The following is a 15,004-nucleotide window of genomic DNA, read 5'->3' as shown; positions in this document are numbered from 1 at the left end:
CCAGTGCCCGCCTTCGATCGGGCGTGCGCCGGCGGTTCTCAGAGTGTTCCTCACATCAGGAGACGAGCATGTCCGCTGTACCCGACGAAGTTCTCAAATATGTCGCCAACGCCAAGGACGACGATCCTCAGGAAACCGCCGAGTGGCTCGACGCGCTCGATGGCGTAATTTCCGCGGTCGGTCCTGATCGCGCGCACTACCTGATCGAGAAACAGATCGAATTCGCTCGCGTGCATGGCGAGCACCTGCCGTTCTCGGCGAACACGCCGTACATCAACACGATCCCCGTCGCCGCGCAGGCGAAGAATCCGGGCGATCAGGACCTCGAACACCGCATCCGCTCGTACACCCGCTGGAACGCCATCGCGATGGTGCTGCGCGCGGGCAAGGACACGAACGTCGGCGGGCACATCGCTTCGTTCGCGTCGGCCGCAACGCTCTATGACGTCGGCTTCAATCACTTCTGGCACGCGCCGTCGAAAGAACACGGCGGCGATCTCGTGTTCGTGCAGGGTCACTCGTCGCCGGGTGTGTACTCGCGCGCGTTCCTGCTCGGCCGCCTGACCGAGAAGCAACTGAACAACTTCCGTCAGGAAGTGGGCGGCGAGGGCATCTCCTCGTATCCGCATCCGTGGCTGATGCCGGACTTCTGGCAATTCCCGACCGTGTCGATGGGTCTCGGCCCGATCATGGCGATCTATCAGGCGCGCTTCATGAAGTACATGGCGGCGCGCGGCATCGCGAAGACGGAAGGCCGCAAGGTCTGGGCGTTCCTCGGCGACGGCGAAACGGACGAGCCGGAATCGCTCGGCGCGATCGGCATGGCCGGCCGCGAGCGTCTGGACAACCTCGTGTTCGTCATCAACTGCAACCTGCAGCGCCTGGACGGTCCGGTGCGCGGCAACGGCAAGATCATCCAGGAACTGGAAAGCGAATTCCGCGGCGCGGGCTGGAACGTCATCAAGGTCATCTGGGGCAGCCGCTGGGACGCGCTCTTCGCGCGCGACAAGACCGGCGCGCTGATGCGCCGCATGATGGAAGTCGTCGACGGCGAGTACCAGACGTACAAGTCGGAGTCGGGCGCGTTCGTACGCGAGCACTTCTTCAACACGCCGGAACTGAAGGCGCTGGTCGCCGACTGGTCCGATGACGACATCTGGAACCTGAACCGCGGCGGACACGATCCGCACAAGATCTACGCGGCATTCGACGCCGCTACAAAGACGAAGGGCGCACCGACCGTCATCCTCGCCAAGACCATCAAGGGCTATGGCATGGGCGAGCACGGTCAGGCGATGAACATCACGCACCAGCAGAAGAAGCTGCCGATCGACACGCTGAAGAAATTCCGCGACCAGTTCCGCCTGCCGCTCAGCGACGAGCAAATCGCCGACGTGCCGTACCTCACGTTCGAAGAAGGCTCGAAGGAACTGGAGTACATGCGTCAGAAGCGCATGGACCTGGGCGGCTATCTGCCGTCGCGCCGCGAGAAGGCGGAATCGCTGCCGGTGCCGGCGCTCTCCGCGTTCGAGCCGCTCCTGAAGGGCACGGGCGAAGGCCGCGAAATCTCCACGACGATGGCCTTCGTGCGGATCCTGAACATCCTGCTGAAGGACAAGGCGCTCGGCAAGCGCGTCGTGCCGATCGTGCCGGACGAGTCGCGTACCTTTGGCATGGAAGGTCTCTTCCGCCAGATCGGCATCTGGAATCAGGAAGGCCAGAAGTACGTGCCGGAAGACTCCGACCAACTGATGTTCTATCGCGAATCGGAGACGGGTCAGATCCTGCAGGAAGGCATCAACGAAGCGGGTGGCATGTGTGACTGGATCGCGGCCGCGACGTCGTACTCGACGCACGGCGAGATCATGATCCCGTTCTACATCTTCTACTCGATGTTCGGCTTCCAGCGCATCGGCGATCTTGCCTGGGCCGCGGGCGACATGCGTTCGCGCGGCTTCCTGCTGGGCGGCACCGCGGGCCGCACGACGCTCAACGGCGAAGGCCTGCAGCACGAAGACGGCCACTCGCTGCTGTGGGCGGCGTCGGTCCCGAACTGCGTGAGCTACGACCCGACGTTCGGCTACGAGCTCGCGGTCATCATGCAGGATGGTCTGCGCCGCATGGTCGCGGATCAGGAAGACGTGTACTACTACATCACCGTGATGAACGAGAACTACGAGCATCCGGCGATCCCGCAAGGCGATGCCGTTGCTTCGGACATCATTAAGGGCATGTACGCGTTCAAGAAGGCCGAAGGCGCGGGCAAGGCGCACGTTCAACTGATGGGCGCGGGCACGATCTTCAATGAAGTGATCGCCGCCGCCGATCTCCTGAAGAACGACTGGAACGTCACCGCCGATCTCTGGAGCGTGCCGAGCTTCACTGAACTGGCGCGCGACGGTCAGGCGTGCGAGCGCTGGAACCTGCTGCACCCGACGGAAGAGAAGCGCGTGCCGCACGTGAGCGCGCTGCTCAAGGGCGCGAAGGGCCCGGTGATCGCATCGACGGACTACATCCGTGCGCTCGTCGACCAGATCCGCGGCTATGTGCCGAACAAGTTCGTGGTGCTCGGCACCGACGGCTACGGCCGCTCGGATACGCGCGAGGCGCTGCGCCACTTCTTCGAAGTCGACCGCTACTGGGTGACGCTGGCCGCGCTGAACGCGCTGGCCGACGAAGGCACGATCGAGCGCAAGGTCGTCGCCGAGGCGATCAAGAAGTACAACCTCGACCCGTCCAAACCCAACCCGATGACCGTCTAAAGGCATCGCCCCCGTGCGTTGTGACGCGGCCTCCTTCCGAAGCGGAAGGAGGCCCGCGTGCAACCCAGGAGACACTAATAATGAGTCAAGCGATCGAAGTCAAAGTGCCGGACATCGGCGATTTCAAGGACATCCCCGTGATCGAAGTGCTGGTCAAGGTGGGCGATACGGTCGAACCCGAGCAGTCGCTCGTCACGCTCGAATCCGACAAGGCGACGATGGACGTGCCGAGTTCGGCGGCGGGCACCGTGAAGGAGGTCAAGGTCAAGGTCGGCGACAACGTGTCGGAAGGCACGCTGATCGTCGTGCTGGAAGGCGGCGCATCCGCATCCGCGCCTGCCGCCAAGCAGGAAGCGGCCGCACCGGCGCCGGCGGCGGCGCCCGCTGCCGCGCCCGCGGCGAGCGGCGGCGGTACCATCGAAGTGAAGGTGCCGGACATCGGCGACTTCAAGGACATTCCGGTCATCGAGATCGGGGTGAAGGTCGGCGACAAGGTCGAGAAGGAGCAGTCGCTCGTCACGCTCGAATCCGACAAGGCGACGATGGACGTGCCGAGCCCCGAAGCGGGCACGGTGAAAGAGCTGAAGGTCAAGATCGGCGACACGGTTTCCGAAGGCACGCTGATCGTCGTGCTGGAAGGCGGCGCTGGCGCAGCGGCGCCCGCGGCGGCTCCCGCGCCCGCGAAGCCGGTCGAAGTGCCGTCCGATGCGCCGGTGAAACCCGCTCCCGCGAAAGAGGCGCCGTCCGCGCTCGCGCAGGCGCCCCTGATGCCCGCCGGCGACGGCACGCGCACGTCGAGCCACGCGTCGCCGTCGGTGCGCAAGTTCGCGCGCGACCTCGGCGTCGATGTGTCGCGCGTGCGCGGCAGCGGTCCCAAAGGCCGCATCACGCAAGGCGACATCACCGCGTTCGTCAAGGGTGTGATGTCGGGACAAGGTGCTGCGCCCGCAGCGGCTGCACCGGCTGGCGGTGGCGGCGGCGAGCTGGGCCTCCTGCCGTGGCCGAAGATCGATTTCACGAAGTTCGGGCCGATCGATCCGAAGCCGCTGTCGCGCATCAAGAAGATCTCGGGTGCGAACCTGCATCGCAACTGGGTGATGATTCCGCACGTCACGAACAACGACGAAGCCGACATCACCGAGCTCGAAGAACTGCGCGTCAAGCTGAACAAGGAACACGAAAAGGCGGGCGTGAAGTTCACGATGCTCGCGTTCGTCATCAAGGCCGTGGTCTCGGCGCTCAAGAAGTTCCCGGACTTCAACGCGAGCCTGGACGGCGACAACCTCGTGTTCAAGAAGTACTACCACATCGGTTTCGCGGCCGATACGCCGAACGGTCTCGTCGTTCCGGTGATCCGCGACGCGGACAAGAAGGGCCTCGTCGATATCGCCAAGGAAATGGCGGAGCTGTCGAAGCTCGCGCGCGACGGCAAGCTCAAGCCCGATCAGATGCAGGGCGGCTGCTTCTCGATCTCGTCGCTGGGCGGCATCGGCGGAACGCACTTCACGCCGATCATCAACGCGCCCGAAGTCGCGATTCTCGGCCTGTCGCGCGGTCAGATGAAGCCGGTGTGGGACGGCAAGCAGTTCGTGCCGCGCCTCACGCTGCCGATGTCGCTGTCGTACGACCATCGTGTCATCGACGGTGCGGCTGCCGCGCGCTTCAACGCTTATCTGTCGGCGATTCTGGGCGATTTCCGTCGCGTCATTCTCTGATCTTCGGATCTGGCCGACGGCGGAACCTCGGGGCTTTGCCCTGAGGTTCCATCCGCACATCTCTTAGGGGACAACATGAGTCTCGTCGAACTAAAAGTACCCGACATCGGCGACTTCTCCGATGTCGATGTCATCGAAGTCAATATCAAACCCGGCGACAGCATCGAAAAGGAACAGGGCGTCATCACGCTCGAAACCGACAAAGCCACGATGGAAGTGCCTGCCGATGTCGCGGGTACGATCAAGGAAGTGAAGGTCAAGCAGGGCGACAAGGTCAGCCAAGGCTCGGTCATCGCGATGGTCGAAACGGAAGGCGCGGGTGCTGCCGCTGCGCCCGCTGCCGCGCCGGCTCCGGCCGCCGCACCCGCGAAGGCTGCGGGCGGTGGCGGCGTGCAGGACGTGAAGGTGCCGGATATCGGCGACTTCAAGGATATTCCGGTCATCGAAGTGCACGTGAAGCCGGGCGATACGGTCGAGAAGGAACAATCGCTCATCACGCTCGAATCCGACAAGGCCACGATGGACGTGCCTTCTCCGGCTGCGGGCACGGTGAAGGAAGTGAAGGTGAAGGTCGGTGACAACGTGTCGGAAGGCACGCTCGTCCTGACGCTCGAAGGCGGCGACGCGGCTCCCGCGGCCGCGCCTCAGAAGGCCGCTCCGGCAGCCGCCGCAGCCGCTCCGGCGTCCGCGTCCACGCCCGCGCCGCAGGCGGGCAGCTACTCCGGCGCCGCCGATGTCGAATGCGACATGCTCGTGATCGGCGCGGGCCCCGGCGGTTACTCGGCGGCGTTCCGGTCCGCCGATCTCGGCATGAAGACGGTGCTGGTCGAGCGTTATTCGACGCTGGGCGGCGTGTGTCTGAACGTCGGCTGCATTCCGTCGAAGGCGCTGCTGCATACCGCGCTCGTCATCGACGAAGCGGCGGAACTCGCGGCGCACGGCATCAGCTTCGGCGAGCCGAAAGTCGATCTCGACAAGCTGCGCGGTTTCAAGGAAGGCGTCGTCAAGAAACTGACCGGCGGTCTCGCGGGCATGGCGAAGGCGCGCAAGGTGCAGGTGGTCACCGGCGTCGGCAGTTTCGTCGATCCGAACCATATGGAAGTGCAGGGCGCGGACGGCAAGAAGGTCGTGAAGTTCAAGCAGGCGATCATCGCGGCCGGCTCGCAAGCCGTGAAGCTGCCGTTCTTCCCGGACGATCCGCGTGTCGTCGATTCGACCGGCGCGCTCGAATTGCGTCAGCTTCCGAAGCGCATGCTCGTGGTGGGCGGCGGCATCATCGGACTGGAAATGGCGACCGTTTATTCGACGCTCGGCTCGGACATCGATGTCGTCGAAATGCTCGATGGCCTGATGCTCGGCGCGGACCGCGATCTCGTGAAGGTTTGGGAGAAGTTCAATTCCAAGCGCTTCACGAACGTGATGCTCAAGACCAAGACGACCAAGGCCGAGGCCAAGGAAGACGGCATCTACGTGACCTTCGAAGGCGAGAAGGCGCCGAGCGAACCGCAGCGCTATGACCTCGTGTTGCTCGCGGTCGGACGCAGCCCGAACGGCGGCAAGGTCGGCGCGGACAAGGCCGGCGTGGCGGTGACGGATCGCGGCTTCATCAACGTCGACAAGCAGATGCGCACCAACGTGCCGCACATCTTCGCGATCGGCGATCTGGTAGGCCAGCCGATGCTCGCACACAAGGCGGTGCACGAAGGCCATGTCGCGGCGGAAGCGGCGCACGGCGAGAAGGCGTATTTCGACGCGCTGCAGATTCCGTCGGTGGCGTACACCGATCCGGAAGTGGCGTGGGCCGGCAAGACGGAAGACCAGTGCAAGGCCGAAGGCATCAAGTTCGGCAAGGCCGTGTTCCCGTGGGCCGCGTCGGGCCGCGCGATCGCGAATGGCCGCGACGAGGGCTTTACCAAGCTGATCTTCGATGAAGAGACGCATCGTGTGATCGGCGGCGGCATCGTCGGTCTGAACGCGGGCGATCTGATCAGCGAAGTGTGTCTCGCGATCGAGATGGGCGCGGATGCAACCGATATCGGCAAGACGATCCATCCGCACCCGACGCTCGGCGAATCGGTCGGGATGGCCGCCGAGTTGTACGAAGGCGTGTGCACGGACTTGCCGCCGCAGCGCAAGAAGTAAGCGTTCGCGCTTCGGAAAGTGCAAAGGCGCGCTCCTTAACCGGAGCGCGCCTTTTTCATTTGCAGGGCAAATGGCGGACGACAAACGACAAAAAACCCGGCACGGTGGCCGGGTTCTTCGTCATGCGTGCTGCATCAAACCGGGCAGGGCCCGGCGGCAAACTTACGCAACCGACTTCTTGGCAGCGCGGGAAGCTTGCTCGGTCGCTTGCGTAGCGGCCTTCGTCGCAGCCGTAGCGGCAGCGTTGAAGTTGCTTTCAGCGATTTCGACAGCTTGCTTCGTTGCCTTGTGAACCGTTTCGTACGTCGTGTTGGCAGCGGTGATAGCCGACTTCATCACGGCGACAGCCGTTTCCGAACCAGCCGGTGCGTTCTTCGCGACGTTGTCGACGAGCGTTTGCACCTTGCGGTTTTGCTCTTCGTACTGCGCTTCTGCGACGCGGGCGAATTCAGCTTGCGTGGCCGACGCGATTTCATACAGGTGACGGCCATACGACAGCACCTTTTCCGCGACCGGCTGCGTCAGGCTGGCTTGCAGCGCGAGCAGTTCTTGAGCGTCCTTGACCGACAGCGCGCGTTGCGCGTTTTCCTGGCTTTCGGCCAGCGTCGACTTCACGACTTGCAGGTTCAGTTCGACCAGCTTCTCGACGCCTTCGAACGCCTTGTTCGTCAGACCGAACAGCGTGTCGAAGTTAGCTTTTTGTGCAGCGGCGATTTGCTCGGGGGTCAACAGCGTCATCTCAGGCTCCTGATGGCCGACCCATCAAACGCGGGTCGTGGTTTGGGTAGATCCGGCGCGATGAACCTGGCCGGCTAGGTGCAACTGCAATTGGTGCGTCGCAACATGAGACCCATTTTAGAGATATTCCGATGGATGTCAAGCACTTTTTGTGCGCCGCACAATGAATCGAAATTGTATGTTAAACAAGGACTTAGTTGCTAAAAAAGCGTGCGAGACGGGCATCGGTGGAAACCCTGGGCATCCGTGCTGCACATAGCCTTTGGTAGCGTCCGTTGCGCTTTCCCGAAGTGGATGAGAACACGTCCGGATGAACATTTGATGTTGCCCGCGCGCGCGAAGTCCGAGTCTTATCGCGATGCAAAACGAGAAGTTTCCGAAGTTTGTCTTAATTTTAAGATGTTGCCGTACACCAAATTGTTGAAGAAACGTTAACATTTCGGCTGTCCGATCTGTCGCGTGTTTGTCCGCGGCATCCGACCGCCCCTCCGTCGATTCGAAGTTCTGCGTTTTGTCCGATTCGGTTCACACGTTTAACTAAAGTCGTGGAAAGTTTTGCCGATAGTGCGTTTGCCGTCGTGTAGAAAAGCGCGCTTTTGGCAGCACGGTTCCGCCGGGACGATCGTTTTTTTCCGATCGAGGCGCGCTGTTGATCGGCAATATGCAATCCAGGCTTACAACTCAGTTTAACGAGTGCCGATAAGTGCTTAATATTGCTTAAATTTCGTTGCTTCACTACACTTGGCGGTACCCTCCAGCCGCCCAACAGAACACTAATGAAAACCGAAATGTTTTCGTCGTTGAAGGTGGTGCATGGCGTGGCAGTGCGCTCGGCATTGTCCATCGCTGTCTCCATCGCAGTAGCGACGTCCTTCGCAGCGGCTCCGGCTGAAGCCCTTGCAAAGACCGCCACGGCAACCAAGACCGCAAAGAAATCCACCGCGCAAGCCGAAAAGCCTGCACGCGTGGCGAAAACCACGCTCAAGGCGCCGAAGGCCGCGAAAGCCGCCAAGGTCGCCGCCACGGATGACGACGACGATGCGCCCCGCGCCTCGCGCAAGCGTCGGGTGTCGTATCGCATGGAACCGCATGCGCGCCGCGGCGCGGTGCACGCAGTTGCGTTCCAGCCGCGTGCGACGTCGGTCGGCCAGGCGTTCGGCCTGCATGACACGCCCGACAGCCTCGCGCTGCGCTCGAGCGTTGCCTATGTCGTCGACCAGAACACGTCCGAGACGCTCTTCGACAAGAACTCGCGCGCCGTCGTGCCGATCGCGTCGATCACGAAACTCATGACGGCGATGGTCGTGCTCGACTCGCACATGCCGCTCACCGACGAGATCAGCGTCACCGACGAAGACCGCGACTATGAGAAGTTCACCGGTTCGCGCCTGGCGGTCGGTTCGGAGCTGAATCGCGAGGACATGCTGCACATCGCGCTGATGGCATCCGAGAATCGCGCGGCGGCTGCGCTGTCGCGTTATTACCCGGGCGGCCGTCCGGCGTTCATCGCCGCGATGAATGCGAAGGCGAAGTCGCTCGGCATGACCGACACGCACTTCGAGAACTCGACGGGTCTGACGAGCCAGAACGTGTCGAGCGCGCGCGACCTCGTGAAGATGGTGAACGCGGCGTATCAATATCCGCTGATCCGCAAGTTCTCGACCGATCGCAGCTACGACGTGTTCACCGGCAAGCGCAACATTGCCTACAACAGCACGAACGCGCTGATCCGCAATGCGTCGTGGGATATCGGCCTGCAGAAGACGGGCTTCATCAACGAAGCGGGCGAATGTCTCGTGATGCAGGCGAACGTGAACGGCCGCCCGGTCGTGATCGTGCTGCTCGACTCGTACGGCAAGTACTCGCGTTTCGCCGATGCGGGCCGCCTGCGCTCGTTTCTCGATACGCTCGGCGAGCCGCACATCATGAGCGCCGATATGGGCAGCGGCGCGAATCCTTGAGCGTCTGACTTTCGCCGACTCTAGCGGCCGACTCACAAGAAAACGGGATTCGTCGAAAGACGAATCCCGTTTTTTTCATGGAGCGCGGTTCAGCGGTGCGCGTGCGGCGCTTCGGCGGCCGCCTGTTCCGGGTGATACCCGAGCGACTGCGAGATTTCGAGCGCGGTGTGGCTCAGTTGCTTGAGCCAGGCGTCCTGCAGACGATCGGCAGGTGCGGACAGCGACAGACCGGCCACGAGCCGTCCGGTGTCGTCGTAGATGCCGGCCGCGATGCAGCGCACGCCGAGCTCCAGTTCCTCGTTGTCGCGCGCGCAGGCTTGCTGGCGCACCAGCGACAGTTCGCGCTCGAGCTTCGAGAGGTCGGTGATGCTGTTCTGCGTGTGGCCGGAGAGACCGGTGCGCATCGCATAGGCGCGCACGCGGGTGGCTTCGTCGGCGGCGAGGAACAGTTTTCCTACCGACGTCAGATGCAAAGGCGCACGGCCGCCGATCGCCCGCACGACCTGCATGCCCGAGCGCTCGGAATACGCGCGCTCGATATAGACGATCTCGTCGCCTTGCCGTACCGACAAATTGACGGTCTGCCCGGTCTGACGATGCAGCTCGCGCATCGGCGGCATCGCGGCCTCGCGTACCGAGAGACGCGCCTTCACGAGATTGCCGAGTTCGAGCAGCCGCATGCCGAGCCGGTAGGTGCCCGGATCGGAACGATCGACGAGACGGCACAGCACCATGTCGTTTAGGATGCGATGCGCGGTTGACGGATGCAGTTCCGTGCTCTGGGACAGCTCTTTCAGGCTGACGGGGTCAGTGTGGTCGGCGAGGGCGTCGAGAAGACGCATCATGCGCTCGATCACCTGAATGGACGTTTTGGATTCCGGGTTCGTATCGCTCATCGTGAAAAATCGGTTGATGCGTCAAACAGCGGAATGGCGATTGTATCTCATAATGTGAAAAAAGCGAACGCCGGTCAAAAAGATGCCCTTCGTCAATGATGCTCGCGGACCGGCGCGAGCACGACGGGCGGGACTTTCGCGGATAATCGTCGGTGCGTTCAATCACTTCTACAAAACAGGAAACGCCCCCAATGCGAGTCGGACTATTCGTCACGTGTCTCATCGACATGATGCGCCCTGAAATCGGCTTCTCGGTGATCAAGCTGATCGAGCGGGCGGGTTTCGAAGTCGTCGTGCCGCCTTCGCAGACGTGTTGCGGCCAGCCCGCCTACAATTCGGGCGACCGTCCGCTCGCACGCGATCTCGCCGAAAAAACGCTGCGCGAGTTCGAGCAGTTCGACTATGTCGTCGTGCCGTCGGGTTCCTGCGGCGGCATGATCCGCGCGCATTACGGCGATCTCTTTCGCGACGATCCGCAACTGATGGGCCGCTTCGCGCGCCTGCAACCGCGTGTTTTCGAGCTGACGGATTTTCTCGTGAATGTCGCGAAGGCGCGCATGGAGCCCGGCGCATTCGACGGCATGGTGACCTATCACGATTCCTGCTCGGGATTGCGCGAACTCGGCGTGAAATCGCAGCCGCGCGAACTGCTCGCGCAGGCGGGCGTTCCGGTCACGGAGATGGCGGGCTGCGAGCATTGCTGCGGCTTCGGCGGCACATTCGCGGTGAAGTACGGCGACATTTCGACCGCGATCGTCGATGAAAAGTGCGCGAACATCAAGGCGAGCGGGGCGGACACCGTCGTGCTCGGCGATCTCGGCTGCATGTTGAACATCGAAGGGCGCCTGCGCCGCACCGGCGATACGTCGACGCGCGTGCTGCACATCGCGCAGGTGCTTGCCGGCGACGCGCAAGGCCGCGCGTGAGCGCATCCTGAAAGAGAGACCGCACATGCAAGTCCAGACGATGCATTTCAAGGCGCGCGCTTCAGCCAAACTCGCCGACGAGCGCCTGCAACAAAATCTCACGAAGCTCTCGACCAAGTTCGTCAGCGCGCGCGCGAGCGCGGTGCGGGACATCGACTTCGAGGCGACCCGCGCGGCGCTCAAGGAGCGGCGCGATCGTGCGCTCGACAATCTCGACGTGTGGCTCGAAACCTTCGAGCGCGAAGCGACCCGGCGCGGCGCCACGGTGCTCTACGCCGAATCGACGCAGGACGCGGCGAGACTCGTCGCGGATATCGCTCGCAAGCACGACGTGAAAAAGGTCATCAAGACCAAGTCGATGGTCTCGGAAGAGATGCAGTTGAATCGCGTGCTCGGCGAGATGGGCGTGCAGTCCATTGAGACCGACCTCGGCGAATACATCCTGCAGATCAACGACAACGAGCCGCCGAGCCACATCATCGCGCCGGTCGTCCACAAGGATAAGGAACAGATCGCCGATCTCTTCGCGAAAACGCACAACAAGCCGCGCCTGACCGATATCCCCGAGATGACGCGCGAGGCGCGCGAAGTGCTGCGCCCGCATTTCATGTCGGCCGATATGGGCGTGACGGGCGGCAACTTTCTGATCGCAGAAACGGGATCGGTGGCCGTCGTCACGAACGAGGGCAACGAAGGCATGTGCACGGTGATGCCGCGCGTGCATGTCGCGGTGACGGGCATCGAAAAGGTGCTGCCGACGCTCGAGGATCTCGCGACCGCAATGCGCCTCTTGCCGCGTTCGGCGACCGGGCAGACGATCTCGAACTATTTCTCGCTTCTGACCGGGCCGCGCGCGCCGGACGAATCGGACGGGCCGGAGCACATGTATTTCGTGATCGTCGATGGCGGGCGCACTGGGCTTATCGGTGGGGAATTTCAGGAGATGCTGCGCTGTATCCGCTGCGGCGCGTGCATGAATCATTGCCCGGTCTATCAGAAGATCGGCGGACATGCATACGGCTGGGTCTATCCGGGCCCGATGGGATCGGTGTTGACGCCTGCGTATGTCGGGATCGACAAGGCGCTGGATCTGCCGCAAGCCGCGACGCTCTGCGGCGAATGCAACAGCGTGTGCCCGGTGGGCATTCCGTTGTCGGATTTACTGCGCAAATTGCGCGAAAAGCAGATGGAGCGCCGCCTGCGACCGTGGAACGAACGCGCCGCGCTCGCGGCCTGGGGCTATCTCGCGAAACGACCGGTTGCGTATGCGCTCTTCACGAAGCTCGCCGTGCGTGTGCTCGAACGGATGGGTGGCAGCAAGAAAGCGATTTCGCGCTTGCCGTTTGGCGGTGGATGGACCGGTACGCGCGACATGCCCGCGCCGGTCGGGCGGACCTTCAGAGAGCTGTACAAGGCGCAGCACTCGCATCTCGGATAGAAAAAGGCCACGGCAATGTGCCGTGGCCCGTATCGATGAGTGCGCCTTTCGCCTTATCCGCCGTAGCGTCCGAGGAAGCCGCGTGAGTTTCCGCTCTCGCGGTTGCCGCCATTTGCCGATGGCGGCGGGGCGCGATTCGGCCCCGGTGGTTGACCGCCGACAGCCTTGGGAATCGGCGCGCCGCTCGCCTGTGGAGGCGGAGGGGCTGGCGGCCGTCCGCCGCCTGCCTGCGGCGGCGGTCCGTTCGGGTGTCCGTTCCCGCCCGCTTGCGGCGGCGGCCCGCCCGGACCACGATCGCGCGGTTGCTGATTACCATGCCAGCCGCCGGGCGGCGGCCGGCGCCAGCCCGGACCGTCATCCCAATAGCGGCTTCGGTTCGGTCCGTAATACGCGGGCCCCGAGTAATAACCGCCACCGACGACGACGCCCGGCTGAACCACCGGCGGTCCGCCGTAATATCCCCCGTAACCCGGATCGTCGTAGACACCGGGATAGCCGCCGCCATAGGACGAGCCATCGGGATAGACCGCGCAGCCGCCGAGAAATGCTGCGGATGACGCGATAAGAAGACCAGCAACTGCGGATTTCATGATCTTGATAGAACCTGTCGAACCATTACTGTATGAGACAGCATCGGTGAGCGGATGTCCCCAACAACTTTGTAAGCCTTTATGACGGCAAAGCGTCATAAAGACGCGAGCGGAGGCGCGCATTCACCAGACATGCTTGTTGTCGCGAACGCAACAATCCTTTGCTTTTCAATGGCTTTTTAAGATCGGGACGATTCCGTAAAATTCGAAGTGTCCGGCAATGGGTCACTAATGCTTGTTACCCGCTGCGACATCTCGACCAAAGGCAGTCCCATGAAAAAGACAATATCGACCTACTGGCCCGTCGCCATCGTACTTCCGATCGCGCTGGCTTTCTGCATGCACGCCGGCGAAAGCGGCAGCGCGGCCATGCGCCACGAGGAAACCAGCGTCGCCGGCGTGAGCGCGGAGCTCGCACGCGCGATTTCGCTAGGCTTCGTCGAGGACGACGACGCGACGCCCGCCGTGACGTCCGCGCAAAAGACACTCTGAATCGCCGCTTTCGACGCGCACAAAAAATGGCGCCCCGCGAAGGGCGCCATTTTCATTTGGAAGCTGCCGGAACGGCTTACTTCAGCACGGCGGCGACGGCGTTCGCGACGGCGTCGAGGTTGCGCGTGTTCAGCGCGGCCACGCAGATACGGCCGGTGCTCACGGCATAGATGCCGAATTCCTCACGCAGACGATCGACTTGCGCCGCCGTCAGGCCCGAGTACGAGAACATGCCGCGCTGCTTGCCGACGAACGAGAAGTCGCGATCGACGCCGCTCGCCTTCAGGCGCTCGACGAGACCGTTGCGCATCGCGCGGATGCGATCGCGCATTTCGCCCAGTTCCTGTTCCCAGGTCGCGCGCAGATCCGGCGACGCCAGCACGGCCGCGACGATCGAGCCGCCGTGCGTCGGCGGGTTCGAATAGTTGGTGCGGATCACGCGCTTGAGTTGCGACAGCACGCGGGCCGATTCTTCCTTGCCCGTCGTGATGATCGACAGCGCGCCGACGCGCTCGCCGTACAGCGAGAACGATTTCGAGAACGACGACGAGACGAACACGTTCAGATCGGCGGCGGCGAAGAGACGCACGGCGGCGGAGTCCGCGTCGATGTTGTCCGCGAAGCCCTGATAGGCCATGTCGAGGAACGGCACGAGATTCTTCGCCTTCACGACTTCGACGATCTGCTTCCACTGATCGTCCGACAGATCGACGCCCGTCGGGTTGTGGCAGCACGCGTGCAGCACGACGACGGTGCCCGGCGCGTAGCCGTTGAGCGCCGCGAGCATGCCGTCGAAGTTCACGCCATGCGTGGCGGCTTCGTAGTACGGGTAGTTGACCACCTCGAAACCGGCGCCTTCGAAGAGCGCGCGGTGGTTTTCCCAGCTCGGATCGCTGATCGCAACGATCGCGTTCGGATTCAGACGCTTCAGGAAGTCCGCGCCGATCTTGAGCGCGCCCGTGCCGCCGAGCGCCTGCGCCGTCACGACGCGGCCCGCGGCGATCAGCGGCGAGTCGTCGCCGAGCAGCAGTTTCTGCACGGCCGCGTCATAGGCGGCGATGCCGTCGATCGGCAGATATCCGCGGGGCAGCGCAGCGTCGACGCGCGCTTTCTCGGCTTCGCGCACGGCGCGCAAGAGCGGAATCTTGCCTTCCTCGTTCGTGTACACGCCGACGCCCAGATTGACTTTGGTCGTGCGCGTATCGGCGTTGAAGGCTTCGTTGAGGCCCAGGATCGGGTCGCGGGGAGCGAGTTCGACGGCAGAGAAAAGAGACATGATCTATCGGCAGTGAGGGAAGGACGTGCGGCAGGATGCAAACGGATGATGTGTGGCGATAAGCGGCC

11 protein-coding genes are annotated in these 15,004 nt (G+C 63.0%); 7 read left to right on the top strand and 4 right to left on the bottom strand.

All coding sequences use genetic code 11. The features are described from left to right. Nucleotides 1–68: 68 nt before the first annotated feature. The 3 genes from aceE (at nt 69) to lpdA (ending at nt 6,619) form a co-directional block, all read left to right on the top strand. Nucleotides 69–2,762, top strand: coding sequence for a pyruvate dehydrogenase (acetyl-transferring), homodimeric type (gene aceE / locus ACEN42_RS09920; RefSeq protein ID WP_250483417.1), 2,694 nt, complete (start codon nt 69–71; stop codon nt 2,760–2,762). Between the two features lie 80 nt (nt 2,763–2,842). Then, nucleotides 2,843–4,477 carry a dihydrolipoyllysine-residue acetyltransferase gene (gene aceF / locus ACEN42_RS09915; RefSeq protein ID WP_250483418.1) on the top strand — a complete coding sequence of 545 codons (1,635 nt, stop codon included), beginning with the start codon at nt 2,843–2,845 and terminating at the stop codon, nt 4,475–4,477. A gap of 75 nt (nt 4,478–4,552) precedes the next feature. Further along, nucleotides 4,553–6,619 (top strand): dihydrolipoyl dehydrogenase, encoded by a 2,067-nt coding sequence (lpdA, locus tag ACEN42_RS09910; RefSeq protein WP_250483419.1) that lies wholly within the window; start codon nt 4,553–4,555, stop codon nt 6,617–6,619. Between the two features lie 162 nt (nt 6,620–6,781). Here lpdA and ACEN42_RS09905 read toward each other — a convergent pair whose 3' ends face one another. After that, a complete protein-coding gene (locus tag ACEN42_RS09905; protein WP_035506491.1) occupies nt 6,782–7,357 on the bottom strand; it encodes a phasin family protein in 576 nt (191 codons plus the stop codon). Between the two features lie 776 nt (nt 7,358–8,133). Between ACEN42_RS09905 and pbpG the strand changes: the two genes are divergently transcribed. Then, the gene (pbpG, locus tag ACEN42_RS09900) at nt 8,134–9,318 is read left to right on the top strand and encodes a D-alanyl-D-alanine endopeptidase (protein ID WP_284508932.1); all 1,185 of its coding nucleotides are present in this window, start codon (nt 8,134–8,136) and stop codon (nt 9,316–9,318) included. An 89-nt stretch (nt 9,319–9,407) separates the two neighbouring features. Here the strand turns inward: pbpG and ACEN42_RS09895 are convergent, their stop codons facing one another. Further along, nucleotides 9,408–10,214: an IclR family transcriptional regulator gene (locus tag ACEN42_RS09895; protein ID WP_035506496.1), complete on the bottom strand. Its 807-nt coding sequence runs from the start codon at nt 10,212–10,214 to the stop codon at nt 9,408–9,410. Between the two features lie 191 nt (nt 10,215–10,405). Here ACEN42_RS09895 and ACEN42_RS09890 point away from each other — a divergent pair, with 191 nt between their 5' ends. Beyond that, complete coding sequence (locus ACEN42_RS09890) at nt 10,406–11,140, top strand: (Fe-S)-binding protein (RefSeq protein ID WP_035506498.1); 735 nt, start codon at nt 10,406–10,408, stop codon at nt 11,138–11,140. A 25-nt stretch (nt 11,141–11,165) separates the two neighbouring features. Further along, the gene (locus ACEN42_RS09885; RefSeq protein WP_371879824.1) at nt 11,166–12,578 is read left to right on the top strand and encodes a lactate utilization protein B; all 1,413 of its coding nucleotides are present in this window, start codon (nt 11,166–11,168) and stop codon (nt 12,576–12,578) included. A gap of 53 nt (nt 12,579–12,631) precedes the next feature. On the opposite strand, the gene ACEN42_RS09880 is transcribed toward ACEN42_RS09885, so the two are convergent. Next, nucleotides 12,632–13,168 (bottom strand): hypothetical protein, encoded by a 537-nt coding sequence (locus ACEN42_RS09880; protein ID WP_371879823.1) that lies wholly within the window; start codon nt 13,166–13,168, stop codon nt 12,632–12,634. 273 nt (nt 13,169–13,441) lie between these two features. Between ACEN42_RS09880 and ACEN42_RS09875 the strand changes: the two genes are divergently transcribed. Then, a complete protein-coding gene (locus ACEN42_RS09875; protein ID WP_035506500.1) occupies nt 13,442–13,660 on the top strand; it encodes a hypothetical protein in 219 nt (72 codons plus the stop codon). A 76-nt stretch (nt 13,661–13,736) separates the two neighbouring features. Here ACEN42_RS09875 and ACEN42_RS09870 read toward each other — a convergent pair whose 3' ends face one another. Further along, complete coding sequence (locus tag ACEN42_RS09870) at nt 13,737–14,936, bottom strand: amino acid aminotransferase (RefSeq protein ID WP_371879822.1); 1,200 nt, start codon at nt 14,934–14,936, stop codon at nt 13,737–13,739. Nucleotides 14,937–15,004 lie beyond the last annotated feature (68 nt).

The organism is Caballeronia sp. S22 (assembly GCF_964261745.1).
GTDB lineage: Bacteria > Pseudomonadota > Gammaproteobacteria > Burkholderiales > Burkholderiaceae > Caballeronia > Caballeronia jiangsuensis.
This window is presented reverse-complemented; position numbering and strand designations above follow the sequence as displayed.